The 14277-nt window shown below is 69.1% G+C and carries 17 protein-coding genes; 6 read left to right on the plus strand and 11 right to left on the minus strand.

What is annotated here, in order from left to right; all coding sequences use genetic code 11:
- Positions 1–50 precede the first annotated feature (50 nt).
- The 3 genes from AC5RVZ_RS05860 (at position 51) to AC5RVZ_RS05870 (ending at position 3190) form a co-directional block, all read left to right on the plus strand.
- On the plus strand, positions 51–1019 hold the full coding sequence (locus AC5RVZ_RS05860; protein WP_494065499.1) for a 1,4-dihydroxy-2-naphthoyl-CoA synthase: 969 nt from the start codon (positions 51–53) through the stop codon (positions 1017–1019).
- A gap of 9 nt (positions 1020–1028) precedes the next feature.
- On the plus strand, positions 1029–2186 hold the full coding sequence (locus AC5RVZ_RS05865; protein WP_494064856.1) for an AMP-binding protein: 1158 nt from the start codon (positions 1029–1031) through the stop codon (positions 2184–2186).
- Positions 2187–2308: 122 nt separating this feature from the next.
- A complete protein-coding gene (locus AC5RVZ_RS05870; RefSeq protein ID WP_494064857.1) occupies positions 2309–3190 on the plus strand; it encodes a 1,4-dihydroxy-2-naphthoate polyprenyltransferase in 882 nt (293 codons plus the stop codon).
- A gap of 86 nt (positions 3191–3276) precedes the next feature.
- Here the strand turns inward: AC5RVZ_RS05870 and AC5RVZ_RS05875 are convergent, their stop codons facing one another.
- Positions 3277–3624 carry a DUF4229 domain-containing protein gene (locus AC5RVZ_RS05875; RefSeq protein WP_494064858.1) on the minus strand — a complete coding sequence of 116 codons (348 nt, stop codon included), beginning with the start codon at positions 3622–3624 and terminating at the stop codon, positions 3277–3279.
- An 87-nt stretch (positions 3625–3711) separates the two neighbouring features.
- Between AC5RVZ_RS05875 and AC5RVZ_RS05880 the strand changes: the two genes are divergently transcribed.
- Positions 3712–4128, plus strand: a complete 417-nt coding sequence (locus AC5RVZ_RS05880) for a PLD nuclease N-terminal domain-containing protein (protein WP_494064859.1) — start codon at positions 3712–3714, stop codon at positions 4126–4128.
- 134 nt (positions 4129–4262) lie between these two features.
- Here the strand turns inward: AC5RVZ_RS05880 and ccsB are convergent, their stop codons facing one another.
- Genes ccsB through AC5RVZ_RS05905 form a run of 5 tightly spaced genes read right to left on the minus strand, consistent with a single transcriptional unit; the run spans position 4263 to position 9203 of the window.
- The gene (gene ccsB / locus AC5RVZ_RS05885) at positions 4263–5309 is read right to left on the minus strand and encodes a c-type cytochrome biogenesis protein CcsB (RefSeq protein ID WP_494064860.1); all 1047 of its coding nucleotides are present in this window, start codon (positions 5307–5309) and stop codon (positions 4263–4265) included.
- A 14-nt stretch (positions 5310–5323) separates the two neighbouring features.
- Positions 5324–7081: a cytochrome c biogenesis protein ResB gene (gene resB / locus AC5RVZ_RS05890; protein ID WP_494064861.1), complete on the minus strand. Its 1758-nt coding sequence runs from the start codon at positions 7079–7081 to the stop codon at positions 5324–5326.
- A complete protein-coding gene (locus AC5RVZ_RS05895) occupies positions 7081–7869 on the minus strand; it encodes a cytochrome c biogenesis CcdA family protein (RefSeq protein ID WP_494000626.1) in 789 nt (262 codons plus the stop codon). Before AC5RVZ_RS05895 ends, resB begins: the two co-directional genes overlap by 1 nt.
- A gap of 2 nt (positions 7870–7871) precedes the next feature.
- Complete coding sequence (locus AC5RVZ_RS05900; RefSeq protein WP_494000627.1) at positions 7872–8486, minus strand: TlpA family protein disulfide reductase; 615 nt, start codon at positions 8484–8486, stop codon at positions 7872–7874.
- A 54-nt stretch (positions 8487–8540) separates the two neighbouring features.
- Positions 8541–9203 (minus strand): histidine phosphatase family protein, encoded by a 663-nt coding sequence (locus AC5RVZ_RS05905; protein WP_494064862.1) that lies wholly within the window; start codon positions 9201–9203, stop codon positions 8541–8543.
- 237 nt (positions 9204–9440) lie between these two features.
- Between AC5RVZ_RS05905 and AC5RVZ_RS05910 the strand changes: the two genes are divergently transcribed.
- Positions 9441–10295, plus strand: coding sequence for a hypothetical protein (locus AC5RVZ_RS05910; RefSeq protein WP_494064863.1), 855 nt, complete (start codon positions 9441–9443; stop codon positions 10293–10295).
- Between the two features lie 52 nt (positions 10296–10347).
- Here AC5RVZ_RS05910 and AC5RVZ_RS05915 read toward each other — a convergent pair whose 3' ends face one another.
- Both AC5RVZ_RS05915 and AC5RVZ_RS05920 read right to left on the minus strand, forming a co-directional pair.
- On the minus strand, positions 10348–11025 hold the full coding sequence (locus tag AC5RVZ_RS05915) for a redox-sensing transcriptional repressor Rex (RefSeq protein WP_494064864.1): 678 nt from the start codon (positions 11023–11025) through the stop codon (positions 10348–10350).
- 166 nt (positions 11026–11191) lie between these two features.
- Entirely contained in the window at positions 11192–11452 is a 261-nt protein-coding gene (locus AC5RVZ_RS05920) for a glutaredoxin family protein (protein WP_494064865.1), read from the minus strand.
- Positions 11453–11517: 65 nt separating this feature from the next.
- Between AC5RVZ_RS05920 and AC5RVZ_RS05925 the strand changes: the two genes are divergently transcribed.
- Positions 11518–12336: an HAD family hydrolase gene (locus AC5RVZ_RS05925; protein WP_494064866.1), complete on the plus strand. Its 819-nt coding sequence runs from the start codon at positions 11518–11520 to the stop codon at positions 12334–12336.
- A gap of 100 nt (positions 12337–12436) precedes the next feature.
- Here AC5RVZ_RS05925 and AC5RVZ_RS05930 read toward each other — a convergent pair whose 3' ends face one another.
- The 3 genes from AC5RVZ_RS05930 to AC5RVZ_RS05940 form a co-directional block, all read right to left on the minus strand.
- Positions 12437–12535: a 30S ribosomal protein bS22 gene (locus tag AC5RVZ_RS05930; RefSeq protein ID WP_003792170.1), complete on the minus strand. Its 99-nt coding sequence runs from the start codon at positions 12533–12535 to the stop codon at positions 12437–12439.
- Between the two features lie 159 nt (positions 12536–12694).
- Entirely contained in the window at positions 12695–12907 is a 213-nt protein-coding gene (locus tag AC5RVZ_RS05935) for a helix-turn-helix domain-containing protein (RefSeq protein ID WP_493978048.1), read from the minus strand.
- Between the two features lie 154 nt (positions 12908–13061).
- Positions 13062–14216 (minus strand): 3-deoxy-7-phosphoheptulonate synthase, encoded by a 1155-nt coding sequence (locus AC5RVZ_RS05940; protein WP_494064867.1) that lies wholly within the window; start codon positions 14214–14216, stop codon positions 13062–13064.
- Positions 14217–14277 lie beyond the last annotated feature (61 nt).

The raw sequence follows: 14277 nt of genomic DNA on the forward strand, positions 1-14277 counted from the left end.
AGAGCCCCGCCCCAGCCAGTACCGCCAACACTACCGCCGGCCGCGCCGGAATCCCGGCGCAGCCTGCCCTGCCGGAGAAGGTGTCCGACCTCTTCGACCCGACGCGGTGGCGCGTGGTGGAAGGCTTCGACTTCCAGGACATGACCTACCACCGCCAGGTGGAGCGCGACGCGAGCGGCAACGTGGTGCGCGACCTGCCGGCGGTGCGCATCGCCTTCAACCGGCCGGAAGTGCGCAACGCCTTCCGCCCCGGCACCGTGGACGAGTTGTACCGCGCCATGGACCACGCCAGGATGACGCCGGACGTGGCCACCGTGCTGCTCACCGGCAACGGCCCCTCGCCCAAGGACGGCGGCCACTCGTTCTGCTCCGGCGGCGACCAGCGCATCCGCGGCCGCGACGGTTACCGGTACCCGGTGGAGAACGCGGCCGGCGAGTCGGCTGAATTCATCGACCCGGCGCGCGCCGGCCGGCTGCACATCCTGGAAGTCCAGCGGTTGATGCGGACCATGCCCAAGGTGGTCATCGCCGTCGTCAACGGCTGGGCCGCGGGCGGCGGGCATTCCCTGCACGTGGTCTCCGACCTGACCATCGCCTCCCGGCAGCACGGCAAGTTCAAGCAGACCGATGCCACGGTCGGCAGCTTCGACGCCGGCTACGGCTCGGCGCTGCTGGCGCGGCAGATCGGCCAGAAGGCCGCGCGCGAGATCTTTTTCCTGGCGCGGGAGTACTCGGCCGAGGACATGGTCCGGATGGGTGCCGTCAACGAGGCGGTGGACCACGAGCGGCTCGAGGAGGTGGCGCTGGAATACGCGGCGGACATTGCCCGGCAGTCCCCGCAGGCCATCCGGATGCTGAAGTTCGCGTTCAACCTGGCCGATGACGGCCTGGCCGGCCAGCAGGTCTTCGCCGGTGAAGCCACCCGCCTGGCGTACATGACGGACGAGGCCGTCGAGGGCAAGGAAGCTTTCCTGGCCAAGCGCGACCCCGACTGGTCGTCGTTCCCCTACTACTTCTAGGGCGGCGGCATGGACATCCAGCCGGCACTGGCAGCGCTGACCGCGGCGCTGGGCGGCGAGGGCCCCGCCGTCGAACTCGCCCCGGACGGCACCCCGGTGCCGGTGGCCTCGCCCGGGCTGGTCCCCGGGACCGCCGCCGTCGTCCGGACCTCGGGGTCCACCGGCACGCCCAAGGCCACCATGCTCGGGATCGATGCGCTGGCCGCGTCGTCGATGGGCACGGCCCTGCGGCTGGGCGGCGAGGGGCAGTGGCTGCTGACGCTCGCGCCGAACTATGTGGCCGGACTGCAGGTTCTGGTCCGCTCCCTCTACGCCGGCACTCGGCCCCGGGCGATGGACCTGTCCGGCGGATTCACCGCCCGCGCGTTCACCGACGCGGCAGCCGCCCTGACCGACCGGTTCCGGATCACGTCGCTGGTGCCCACCCAGCTGCACCGGCTGCTCGCCGCGGCGGAGCCCGAAACGCTCAAGGCGCTGCGCCGGTTCGATGCCATCCTGCTCGGCGGCGCCCGGATGCCGGCGGCGCTGCGGGCGGAGGCGGCCAAACATTCGCTGAAGATCGTGCGCACGTACGGCATGAGCGAGACCTGCGGCGGCTGCGTGTACGACGGCGTCCCGCTCCAAGGGGTCACCCTGCGGCTGGAGCGAGGCCGGGTGCTGATCGGCGGCGACGTGGTTGCCGGCGGCTACCTGGACAACCCGCAGCTGACCGCCGCGCATTTCAGCGCGTCCGGCGGCACGCGCTGGTTCCGCACCGAGGACCTTGGCGAGCTGGACGACGCCGGTGCTTTGACCGTCATCGGGCGCGCGGACGACGTGCTGATCACCGGCGGCGTCAAGGTGTCCGCGGCGGCCGTCGCGGAGGTGATCGAGGGCCTGCCGGGCGTCCAGGCCGCGCTGGTGGCGGGCATCGACGATCCCGAGTGGGGCACCAAGGTGTGCGCCGCCGTCGTGGGCTCCGCCGCGGAGGCGGACATCGAGGCGCGCGTCCGCCGGGCGCTGGGCGCCCCCGCCGTCCCGCGCCACCTGGTCCGCCTCGAAGCGCTGCCGCTGCTGCCCAACGGCAAGCCGGACCGGCTGGCCGTGGCCGATCTCCTGCGCCGTGCGGCGGAGGAGGCCGCCGGCCGCGACCGCGGCTCCCGTGGCGGGAACCCGCCGTCACCGTGACATCGGCCACTCCTGCGGCGACGGCTGCACGGGCCATCCGCTTCCATGGGCGAGAATAGACCGGTGCTGCGGCTGCCCGCAGCCAACGATGCATGAACCCCCACAGGTAAGGACTCTCCACAGTGGCTACAGCCGGGCAATGGTTCGAAGGGGCACGGCCCCGCACCCTCCCGATGGCGGTCGCTCCGGTGATCATCGGCAGCGCGGCCGCCTACGACCTGGGTTCCTTCCGGCCGCTGCATGCCCTCCTCGCGGCGCTCATCGCGGTCCTGTTCCAGGTGGGCGTGAACTACGCGAACGACTATTCGGACGGCGTCCGCGGCACCGATGACGTGCGGGTGGGCCCGCTGCGGTTGACCGGGTCCGGGCTGGCCAAGCCGAAAGCGGTGAAGGCCGCCGCGTTCGCCAGCTTTGGGCTGGCCATGGTGGCGGGGCTCGCGCTGATCATCCTGTCGCAGACCTGGCCGCTGCTGCTGGTGGGCGTGGGCTGCGTGATCGCCGCCTGGGGATACACCGGCGGCAACAACCCCTACGGCTACCGGGGGCTGGGCGAAGTGTACGTGTTCCTGTTCTTCGGCATTGTGGCCACCATGGGGACCACCTACACGCAGGCCCTGCAGGTCAGCTGGCCGTCCTTCCTCGGCGCGGTCGGGACCGGCCTGATCGCCACGGCACTGCTGATGGCCAACAACGTCCGCGACATCCCGACGGACCGCGAGGTGGGGAAACTGACGCTGGCCGTCCGGATGGGCGACGAGGCGGCGCGCGTCAGCTACGTCATGATGCTCGCGGTGGCGCTCCTGCTGCCGCTCATCATGGTCTACGACTTCCCGTGGATCCTGCTGGTGCTGCTGCTGGTGCCGGCGTGCCTGACGCCGAGCTGGCTGATGCTCAAGGGCAAGAAGCGCGAGAGCCTCATCCCGGTACTCAAGCAGACCGGGCTGATCAACCTCGGGTTCGCCACCGCCTTCGCGCTGGGCGTGGTGCTGAGCCGGCTGTCGTAACCGGCCGGTAGCCACGCTGTGGCGGCTCGCCGGAAGCCGCGGAGACCCCGGTCCCCGGGCCGGGTGCCGTCCGGACTGAAGCTAAGTCAGCCCCGGTCCCCGGGCCGGGTGCCGTCCGGCTTCTGCCCGGTGTCCCGGGTCCTGCGGTAGGAATCCACGTTCAGTTCGCCGTGCTGATCGACGGCGGCGTCCTCGGCCAGCGCGTCCGCAATTTCCGTGGAGGTCCTCGGTGCCTTGGCGCCGGCGGAGAACCGGCGCGCCAGTGCCGCCCCCGCTTCGTCCCTCATCTTGCGGAAGAACAGGTAGGTGATGCACCAGCCCATGATCGCTGCGGCGAGGGCCGAGTAGACAACACCCAGCCTCAAAAAGAGGCAGATGACAAAGATGACGGCCATGATGCCGAGACGCAGGGCGCTGAATTTCCAAAAAGCCACGCCTCAAGTTTACGCTGCGCGCGAGATCGACCGGACGGTCCCACAATTCCTCAGCCCCCGGCTTAACGCTCACCTACAATTGATTTCATGGTCCGTCTCTATGTCCTGCTCGCGGTACTGGCCCTCGCGGTGGTGATCTATGCCCTCATCGAGTGCATCCGGTCGCGGCCCCATGAGGTGCGCAGTATCTCAAAACCGGGATGGATCCTCACGATCATCCTGGTGCCCCTGATCGGAGCCCTGATGTGGTTCGTGTGGGGCCGGCCCAGGTCGGGCGGCCGGCAGGCCCAGCAGGCTCCCCGCCCCGTGGCCCCGGACGATGACATCGCCTTCCTGCGCACGCTCGACGCGCAGCGCCGCGCCAAGCAGCGTGAAGAGGAACTGAACCGCAAGGAGCAGGAGCTCAAGAAGCGCGAGGACCCCCAGCACGGCGGCGGGGACAAGCCCGCGGCCCATGACGACCGCCAGTTGAGCGAAGACGACCCGGAGAACGGTCCCCGCTAGGCGGACGCCGACCTGACGCCGGCGTCCGGCTCCCGCCAGTCCCCGGACCCGAAGAAGGCCCGCCGCCCCGATGGGGCGGCGGGCCTTCTGTTGAGTCGGAGGCGCGGGCCTTCGGCCGATCCGGCCGGCCTGTCCTAGACCCCGGCGTAGCTGTGCAGGCCGGCGAAGAAGACGTTCACGATCGTGAAGTTGAAGACCACGCACAGGTAACCGACGATGGACAGCCAGGCGGCGCGGGTACCGGTCCAGCCGCGGGTGGCGCGGGCGTGCAGGTACCCGGCGTACACCACCCAGATGACGAAGGTCCACACTTCCTTGGTGTCCCACCCCCAGTAGCGGCCCCAGGCCTGTTCGGCCCAGATCGCGCCGAGCACCAGCGTGAAGGTCCAGAACACGAAGCCCACGGCGTTGAGCCGGTAGGCGGCGTTCTCCAGTGTCAGTGCCGAGGGAGCCAGCCGCATGAAGGCCAGCTTGTCCGCCTTGCCGGCGCGGCCGCGGGCCTCGCGTTTCGCTTGCACGAGCTGCAGCACGGACATGGCGAACGTCAGCGTGAACAGCGCCGAGGCGAGCACGGCGACCGAGACGTGGATGATCAGCCAGTAGCTCTGCAGGGCGGGTATGAGGTGGGCCACCGGCGTCGGGAAACCGATGGACGCGGCGATCAGCATGATGACCACAAGGCCGATCACGAACGAGCCGAGGAAGCGAAGGTCCTTGCGGGTCAGCGCAATCAGGTAGACCACTGCCACCATCAGCGCACCCGTGGTGCAGAACTCGTACATGTTGCCCCACGGCACGCGGTGGGCGGCCAGGCCTCGGGCCACCACGCCGGCGGCCAAGATGACGGTAGCCAGCACGCTCAGGGCCACGCCGATCCGGGCGGCGGCACGCCGTTCCTTGCCGTAGTTCATCGAGTCGGCGGCCATCTCGACGCCGGCGCCGGCGCCCGCGCCGGCTGCCCTCCCGCCCGCAGCTGTCGACGCCGCACCGGCGGCACCGACGAGCACGCCCTGCTCGGCCGCGTCGTGCCCGGCAGCCAGCCGGTCTTCCACCGCCTTGATGGTCTTGCTGGATGTCACCAGGTCCCAGCAAAAGGCGATGAAGGCGACGGTGAAGGCCATCGCACCGAGCAGGATGAACAGCTCGCTGTACTGGGCCATGGTCTGGTCAATCGTGGGCATGGGAAGAGATGTCCTTAGTGGTTGTCAACGCCGGCGGCGCTCTTGCTATTGTGCGCCCCGGGTGCGGCATCCGTCAGCCACTGGGTGCGGAGGAGTTTGCTGATGGCGGCCGCTTCCGGGGCCAGCCTGTGGTCCTCGCCGCGGGCCAGCAGGCCCCATTCGACCATCGTGCGGCCGTCCTCGTGGGTGCCGGCCCGCACCCAGACGCGGCGGCGGCCGATGAACAGGGAGGCGCCCAGGCCGGCCAGGGCCAGCGAGGAGAACACGAGGGCGCCGACCTTGCCGGGATCATGGTGGATGTCCAGTGCTGCATAGCGGACGAGGCCGTCGAACGTGACGCTGCCCATCCCGTTGGGCAGTTCCGCCGTTTCGTAGGCGGCGAGTTCGATGCCCCCGTCCTCCTGGTTGCGGTCGTTGAGGACGGTCAGCTCGGTGGTGTCCAGGACGTAGACGTTCTTGGGGTCGCCGTTGTCCAGGCCCAGGTCCCCGTAGTAGGAGTTCAGGTACAGCCGCGGGTTCATGGGATCGGGGTCGCTGCCGTAGGCCACCCCGTCTTCGCCCTCCATCGCGGTCGGCAGGAAGAACCCCACGAAGCCCAGCTGTTCCGGCTGCGCGTCCGGCGCCTTGATCACCAGCGTGGAGGTGTAGGCGCCGTCGTTCGGGATGGCGATGACGGGGCCCTGATGGGCGATGTTGCCCTCGCCGTCCCGGACGGTCACGACCGGCGCGTAGCCGTTGCCCATGAGGTACACGTTCGTTCCGCCGAGGGTCAGCGGGTGGTTGATTTTCAGCACCTGCTGTTCCTCGGGCGCCCCCGGCTCGCCGCGCACGGTCAGGGTGGCGGTGAAGTCGAGCGGCTGGCCGTAGTGGGTCTGTGATTCCCGGTCGAAGACCACATCGAACTCGTCGAGGCGCATGGAGAACGGCTCCAGCCGGTCCTCGGTGAACCCGGTTCCCGGGTTGAAGTTGTCGTAGCCGATGAGCGAATTCACGAACGTTTCGCCCTCGACCAGGATCCGCTGGCCGGTGTAGCCGAACTGCCCGCCGATGGCGACCGACACCAGCACGCCGATCAGCGAGGTGTGGAAGACCAGGTTGCCGATTTCCTTGGCGAAGCCGCGCTCCGCCCCCACGGAGGGCCGGTCGGTGTCCGCGTCGCGCACATCCACCCGGTAGCCGCGGCGCTTCAGCAAGCGGGCGGCGTCTTCGACGGCAGAACGGGCGGAAACGCCGGCGTCCGCGGGGACCGCCATGGACCCGTACTCGGGCAGCCGGGACAACCGGCGGGGAGTCCTGGGCGGCTGCGACCGCATGGCCTTGTAGTGCTGGATGGCGCGCGGGATGACGCAGCCGATCAGCGACAGGAAGAGCAACAGGTAGATGGCGGAGAACCACACCGAGGAGTAGACGTCGAAGAGCTGGAAGCGGTCCAGCCACGGCCCGACCTCGGGGTTGTCCGCAATGTACTGGGTCACGACGGCGGGGTTGGCAGGACGCTGCGGGAACAGCGAGCCGGGCACCGCGGCCACGGCCAGCAGCAGCAGCAGGAACAGCGCGGTTCGCATGCTCGTCAGCTGGGTCCATGCCCAGCGCAGCATGCCGGCGAAACCCAGCGCGGGGACGGCAACGTCGTCCCGGCCCCGGTTGCGTTTCCGGTCTTTGGCGGGCTGGCGGTCCTTCACGGTCCGGCCGGCGCCGTCCGCGCCCGGTCCGGCCGCTGCGGGGGCACCGGCTTCGTCGTGGCGTCCAGCGCCTTCGGGTGTCTGACTCATCAGATCGGGAGCCTCACTTCATTTGCAAACCAGTCCTGCAATTGCGTCACCCAGTCTCCCCACAACCCGCTGGCCATCAGCAGGCCCAAAACCACCAGCATGGCGCCGCCGGCCCGCTGCAGGAACAACCGGTGCCGGCGGAAGAACGCCATGGCGCCCATCCCCCGCCGCACGCCGAGCGCGATCAGCAGGAACGGAACCCCCAGTCCCAAGCAGTACACGAAGGCCAGGAACGCGCCCTTGGCCGCGTCGGCGCCGCCCGAGTAGGCCAGCGCCTGCACGGCCGAGAAGGTGGGGCCGATGCAGGGCGCCCAGCCCAGCCCGAACGTCATGCCGAGGACTGGTGCCCCCCACAGCCCGGCCGGCGGCCGCGACTGGATCTTGCGGTCCCGCTGGAAGTAGGACAACCCGCCCATGAAGATGATGCCCATGGCGACGACGACGACGCCCAGCACCTGGGTGACCCAGCCGGCTTCGCTTCCCTTCAGCCAGGCTCCGAGCTGGCCGAAGATCGCCCCGATGATCACGAAGACGATGGAAAAGCCCAACACGAACAAGCCAATGCCGGCGAACATCCGGCCGCGGCGCTGGCGTTCAAGGTCCACGCCGGTCAGGCCGGTGACGTAGCCCAGGTAGCCGGGCACCAGCGGCAGCACGCACGGGGACAGGAAGGAGACAAGCCCCGCCAGCATGGCCACGGGGATTGCCAGCAGCACGGAGCCGTTGAGCACCGTGTCGCCGAAGGCGCCGCCCACAGTCATCGGCAGCGCGGCCGTCGCCCACCCCATTGTTAGGCGGCCACTGCGTCTTTAATCAGGGCCCGGAGCGTGCCCTTGTCCGCCACGCCCAGGATCCGGGCGGCGACGCGGCCCTCCTTGTCCAGCACCAGCGTGGTGGGGACGGCCTGCGGGGGCACGTAGGCGGTCATCGCCAGCAGGACGTCGCCGTTCTTGTCCATGAAGCTGGGATACGTCACCCCGAAGTTGCGCTCGAAGGCCTCTGCCGTGGGGCGCTCGTCCCGGATGTTGACGCCGTAGAACCGGGCGCCGTCGGCGAATTCCTCGCTCAGCGCCTGCAGGTCCGGAGCTTCCAGCCGGCAGGGCGCGCAGGAGGCGTACCAGAAGTTGAGGACGGTCACCTGACCGGCCCAGTCGGCCGCATCGACGGTGGTGCCGTCGAAGAGCTTGGCGGTCAGTTGGACGGGTTCGCCGCGCGAGTCCGGCGCGTACTCGGTGACCGAACCGTCGCCGGCAATGTAGTTCTTGTTGTCGCCGGCGTTGGCTTGCTGGGCCAACGGATCCTCGACGGAACAGGCGGCGAGCGAGAGGGCGCCCAGCAGCCCCGCACCGACTTTGAACGCGGTACGGCGATTGAACGAACGGGGGTTATCGGCAGTCACAGTCACACTTTTCTTCGTGGGGTTGGGGGTGTCCCACTTCTACAACGCGTAGTAATTCTATTATGCTCCGGGCAGGTTCGCCGCACCGGGCAGCAGGTGGGCGCACGGCTCGGCGTAATGCACCCCGGCGAGGCGGCCGCCGTCGAACTCCAGGGAAGTCACGGAGGCCAGCGTGCACTGGCGGCGGCGGGGATCATGCCAGAGCCGTTTGCCCTCGGAGGCCAGCCGGGTCACCCAGATGGGGAGCTGGTGGCTGACCAGGACCGCCTCGGCGCCCTCCCCGCCGCGTTCCACGGCTATCCGGCGGGCGTCGTCGATGGCCTTGCGCATCCGGGCGGCCTGCGCCGCGTACGGCTCCCCCCAGGACGGCCGAAAGGGATTGTAGAGGTGCGGCCAGTGCCGGGGCTGGTTCAGGTGCGAGCGGATGTCCGCCAGCCCCTCGAAGTGGTTCTCGGCTTCGATGATCCGCTCGTCGGTGACGATCTCTAGGTTGAGCGCCTTGGCGGTCGGGGCCGCGGTCTCCTGGGCCCGGGTCAACGGCGAGGCCACCAGGTAGCTGATCGTGGCGCCATCGTCGCGGCGTTCGGCAAAGTAGCCGGCGGCACACTCGGCCATTTCCTGGCCCAGCGCCGACAGCCTGAAGCTCGGCAGCCTGCCGTACAGCACGCGGTCGGGGTTGTGGACCTCGCCGTGGCGGAGCAGGTGGACGGTAGCTTCGGGCATGGGTACAAGTGTCTCAAACCGCCGGTGTTTGCCCAAAAGCCCCGCTGTCCGCCCGCGCGGGTGTAGGGCCTGGCCGCTGTGGGCCGCCCGGGAAGAAAATCATCCTTCAGGCCGACCGACACGGCGCTGGCCTGCATTGTAGTGTTGCCTTAACAGCTGCCAAGCACCTCTGCGGCCGGCGCGCAGGCCGGCCGCACGGAGGGCGACCCGTGTGGATGAGATGAAAAGGAACCGGCCATGAGCACCCCAGAAAATGAACCGAACCAGCCCGGTGACGCGGAGGGCCGGCCCGGAGGCCAAGAACAGCCACGGTACGGGCAGAACCTGCCGCAATACGGCCAGAACGCGCCCCAGCAGCCCGGTTCGGATCAGCCTCCCTACGGGCAAAATGCCCCGCAGTACGGACAGTACGGGCAGAACCCGCCGCAGCCCGGACAGCCATACGGACAGCAGCCGTACGGGCAGGGCCAGCAAGGACAGTCCCCGTACGGCCAGCAGTACGGCCAGGGTCAGCAGGGACAGTCCCCGTACGGCCAGCAGTACGGGCAGCAGCCGTACGGCTACCAGAACGCCGTACCCGGCCAGTACGGCTACCCCGGCGGGCAGGCGCAGACCGCTGCCAAGCCCACGGCGCCGCGCGAAGTCGTCATCGCCTTCTGGTTGATCATTGCTGCCGCCGTGCTGACCGCCATTGAAATGCTGACGGAACTGGCGGACCTGGACGGCACCATGGCGACGGTGCTCAACGACCCGTCGGTCCGCGAGGCCCTGGGCGAGCAGGGCGGCCAGTTCTCTGACGCCGAGCTGGCGGAAATGATGAGCGGTACGGCAGGAGTGTTCATCGTCATCACCGCGGTGATCGCCGTCGGGCTGTACCTGATGGTGGCCTTCGGCGTGAAGGCGGGCAAGAACTGGGCCCGGATCACCGGCGCGGTGTTCGCCGCGCTGTCGCTGTTCGGACTCTTCAACATCTGGTTCGGCACCTTGTCCGTGCTGCTGGGCATCGCGGCGATCGTGCTGCTGTTCCTGCCGGCGTCGAACAGGTTTTTCCAGGCCACCAAGGCGCACAAGTTCGGCGTCTACGGCCGCTGACCGGGAGCGTGTTCCGGCCGCCTGGCGGCCGGAACACCGCGGGGCGCGGTGTTCAGCTGTGCTCCGTCGCCTGCGCCCGCTGCGCGTGGTAGGCCAGGATCTGCAGTTCGGTGGCCATGTCCACCTTCCGCAGCTGCACGGATGGCGGAACCTGCAGCACCGCGGGCGCGAAGCTGAGAATGCTCGTGACGCCGGCTTCGACGAGCCGGTCGCAGAGCCCCTGGGCCGCACCCGCGGGCACGGCCAGGACCGCCATGTTGGCGCCGGTCTGCCGCAGGATCAGTTCCAAGTCACCGATCGGGCTGACGCGCATCCCGGAGACCTCCGACCCGACGACCTGCGGATCCGCGTCGAAGAGCGCCACGACTCCGAACCCCTTGGTGGTGAATCCGGAGTAGCCGGCCAGGGCCCGGCCCAGGTTGCCGATGCCGACAATCGCGACTTTCCAGTCCTGGGTGAGCCCCAGGGCCGCGGCAATCTCCTGGCCGACCAGCCGCACGTCGTAGCCCACGCCGCGGGTACCGAACGACCCGAGGTAGGAAAGGTCCTTGCGCAGGGTGGGCGGGCTCACGCCGGCGGCCTCGGCCAGTTGCTCGGACGATATGCGTTCCGTGCCCTCGGACACCAGCGAATTCAGGGCCCGGAGGTAGATGGTCAGGCGTGCGAGCGCGGCCGGCGGGATCTCGTGGCCGGATGGCTTGGCAGCCTCGGTATCCGGGAGGTGGGTCACTGTTGTCGCTCCGATGCCTGCTGCGGGGCTCCGGCCGTGCCGTTTCCAGCCGTTCCGGGTCCTGGGTGCCGCCGGCGGCTGTCCAACCGCAGGCTTGTGTCTCCCCAAGATTAAGCTGCCCCGCGCCGCTCTCCAACTCCTGTGACGCCGGCCGGACCGCCCCGGGCTACTGTGTGAGCAGCCGTCGCAGCCGGTCCGGGTCGATGTGCCAGAAGTCCCGCTGGACGCCGTCGATCATGACCACGGGGATCTCCTCGGCGAAGCGCCGCTCGAGCTCGGGGTCCTCGAGGATGTTCTTCTCCTCCCAGGCGAGACCGAGCTCGCCCGCAACGCTCCCGACGGTCTCCCGTGCCGCCTGGCACAGATGGCAGCCGGGTTTGGTCAGCAGCACCAGTTCGTGCCCGGGGCCGGTGTCGGATCCACTCATGCCTTCAACGGTAGCGGCCGGCGGCGGTGAACGGACAATCCCCGGCGCCTCGTTAGACTCGAAGCATGCCCAAGACCGCCGCCGGCCATGCACAGCGCGCCTCGGTCTCCACGGACCCGGGGACGGAAGCGGCATTTTTCGACGTCGACAACACCCTGATGCGCGGCGCCAGCCTGTTCCACGTGGCCCGCAAGATGTACCAGAGCGGCGCCTTCCGGATGCGCGACGCTGCCGGCTTCGGTTTCAAGCAGGCCCGCTTCCTGATGCGGGGAGAGAACCTCAAGGACATCCAGTCGATCCGTGACACGGCGCTGGCCCTTGCCACCGGCCTGCTGAGCGACGACGTCAAACAACTGGGCGACGAGGTCTACGACGAAGTCATCGCCTCCAAGATCTGGCCCGGGACCAGGGCGCTGGCGGACCAACACCTGCGGGTGGGCCGCAAGGTCTGGCTGGTCACGGCCACGCCGGTTGAGGTGGCCGCCGTCATCGCGGACCGGCTGGGCCTGACCGGCGCCCTGGGCACGGTGGGCGAAACCGAAGGCGGGGCCTACACCGGACGGCTCATCGGGGACATCCTGCACGGGCCGGCCAAGGCTATCGCGGTCGAGGAGTTGGCCATCCGCCAGGGCCTGGACCTGGCGCGCTGCTGGGCCTACAGCGACTCCTACAACGACGTCCCGCTGCTGACCCTGGTGGGCAACCCGGTGGCGATCAACCCGGACGCCAGGCTGCGCCGGCACGCCCGGGAAAACAACTGGCCGGTCTACGACTACAGGAGCGGCCGTCGGGCGGCCACCTTGGGCCTCAAGGCCGCCACCGGTGCCGGCGCGGTCTACGGTCTCTGGCGCGGGGTCAACAGATTCCGGCGGCCGGCGGCGTAACGGCCGGACCCACGCGCCTACGGGGATGAAAACCGGTTAACGGCACAAGGCCCGCCAGTTTCCTGGCGGGCCTTGGAAGCCTGGGAACCGGTTGTCGGTCCTACTTCTTGTTGCGGCGCTGGTGACGGGTCTTGCGAAGCAGCTTACGGTGCTTCTTCTTGGCCATACGCTTGCGGCGCTTCTTGATAACTGAACCCACGAGTCCCTCATTCACTGATAGTTTCGTCAGCTGCCGGTGCCCGGCGGGGCACACGTCAACTCACGGTTTTCGACGATGACGTAAAACGTTCCTTAACAGGGTACCGCCTCCGCGCCCCCCGCTTTGACCGCCGGACGGCAGCCGGCCCGCTCCGGAGCGTCAGGCCGTCCCGGTCTCCCGGTCGATCACGGCTCCGCGCAGGTACTCCTCAACGGCCGATTCGGGCACCCGATAGGAACGTCCAAAGCGCACGGCGGGCATTTCGCCCGAATGCACCAAGCGGTAAACGGTCATCTTGGACACGCGCATGACCGCGGCCACTTCCGACACCGTCAAGAAGCGCACACTCGAGAAATTGTTCTCGTCAGCCATTACGCACTGTTCCTTTACTGTAAGCAACACCGGCGGCGTGCCGCCTTGCCCCGCCCCAAACAACCGTCTTCCTAGATACTTTAGAGGCTGTTGTGGCAAAAGTGAAAGTGCACACTGTAGCTTAAGCGTTTTAACCAAGCACGGCCTTTTACCCTCAGGCCGCTTTCGTGGCGCGATTCCCGGCGGCCGACGCCAGCTGGGCCAGCACCTCCGCCGTGACGTCCCACTCCATGCAGGCATCCGTGACGCTCTGCCCGTAAACCAGCGCCGCTCCCCCGCCGTCCTGGGACACCTCCAGTTTCTGTGCCCCGCCCACCAGGAAGCTCTCCAGCATCAGGCCGGCGATCGCGCTGCCGCCGGCTTCGACCTGCGCGGCGATCTCCAGCGCCACCTCGGCCTGGCGGTGGTGGCTCTTGCCGCTGTTGGCGTGGCTGGCGTCCACGATCAGCCGCGGATTCAGGCCGGCTTCCGCCAGCGCCCCGGACGCCGCCGCCACCTCCTGGGCTCCGTAGTTCGGGCCGCTCGCGCCGCCGCGCAGGATCACGTGGGTGTCGGGGTTGCCGTTGGTGGAGACCAGCGCCGCCCGCCCCTCGCCGTCGATCCCCAGGAACACCTGTGCCGCGGCCGCTGCGTGGCAGGCGTCGAGCGCCACCTGCAGCCCGCCGTCCGTACCGTTCTTGAAACCCACCGGCATGGAGAGCCCGGAGACCAACTGGCGGTGGATCTGGCTCTCGGTGGTGCGCGCACCGATCGCTCCCCAGCTGACCAGGTCCGCCAGGTACTGCGGGCTAATCGGCTCCAGGAACTCCGTGGCCACCGGCAGTCCGAGCTCCGCCACCTCCAGCAGGAACGTCCGCGCCAGCCGCAGGCCGGCGGCGATGTCGTGGGAGCCGTCCAGCCGCGGGTCGTTGATCAGCCCCTTCCAGCCCACGGTGGTCCGCGGCTTCTCGAAGTACGTGCGCATCACGATCAGCAGCTCTTCGCGGTGCTCACGTGCCACCTGCGCCAGCCGGCGCGCGTAGTCCAGGCCCGCCGCGGTGTCGTGGATCGAGCACGGTCCGACGATCACCAGGAGCCGGTCGTCCACCCCGTCCATGACGGCGCGGATTTCGTCCCGGCCGCGGGCGACGACGGCGGCGGCCTCGGCGGTCAGGGGCTGTTCCTGCAGCACCTCGCCGGGTGACGGCAGCGGGCTGAAGCCGCCCACCCGCAGGTTGTTCGTGCTGCGCGGCGAGGCCGGGGTGGCCGCTTCGACGTTGGCCGGCGTCGGCGCTTCGGTTTCCAGGAGCTGGTTGGCTGCTGAATTCATGGTCGGTGTCCCGTCTGTTGGCGGCGGGACTTCGCTACAGAACCCGCCGGAGAAATGGCGA

The organism is Arthrobacter sp. Cza30 (assembly GCF_059090765.1).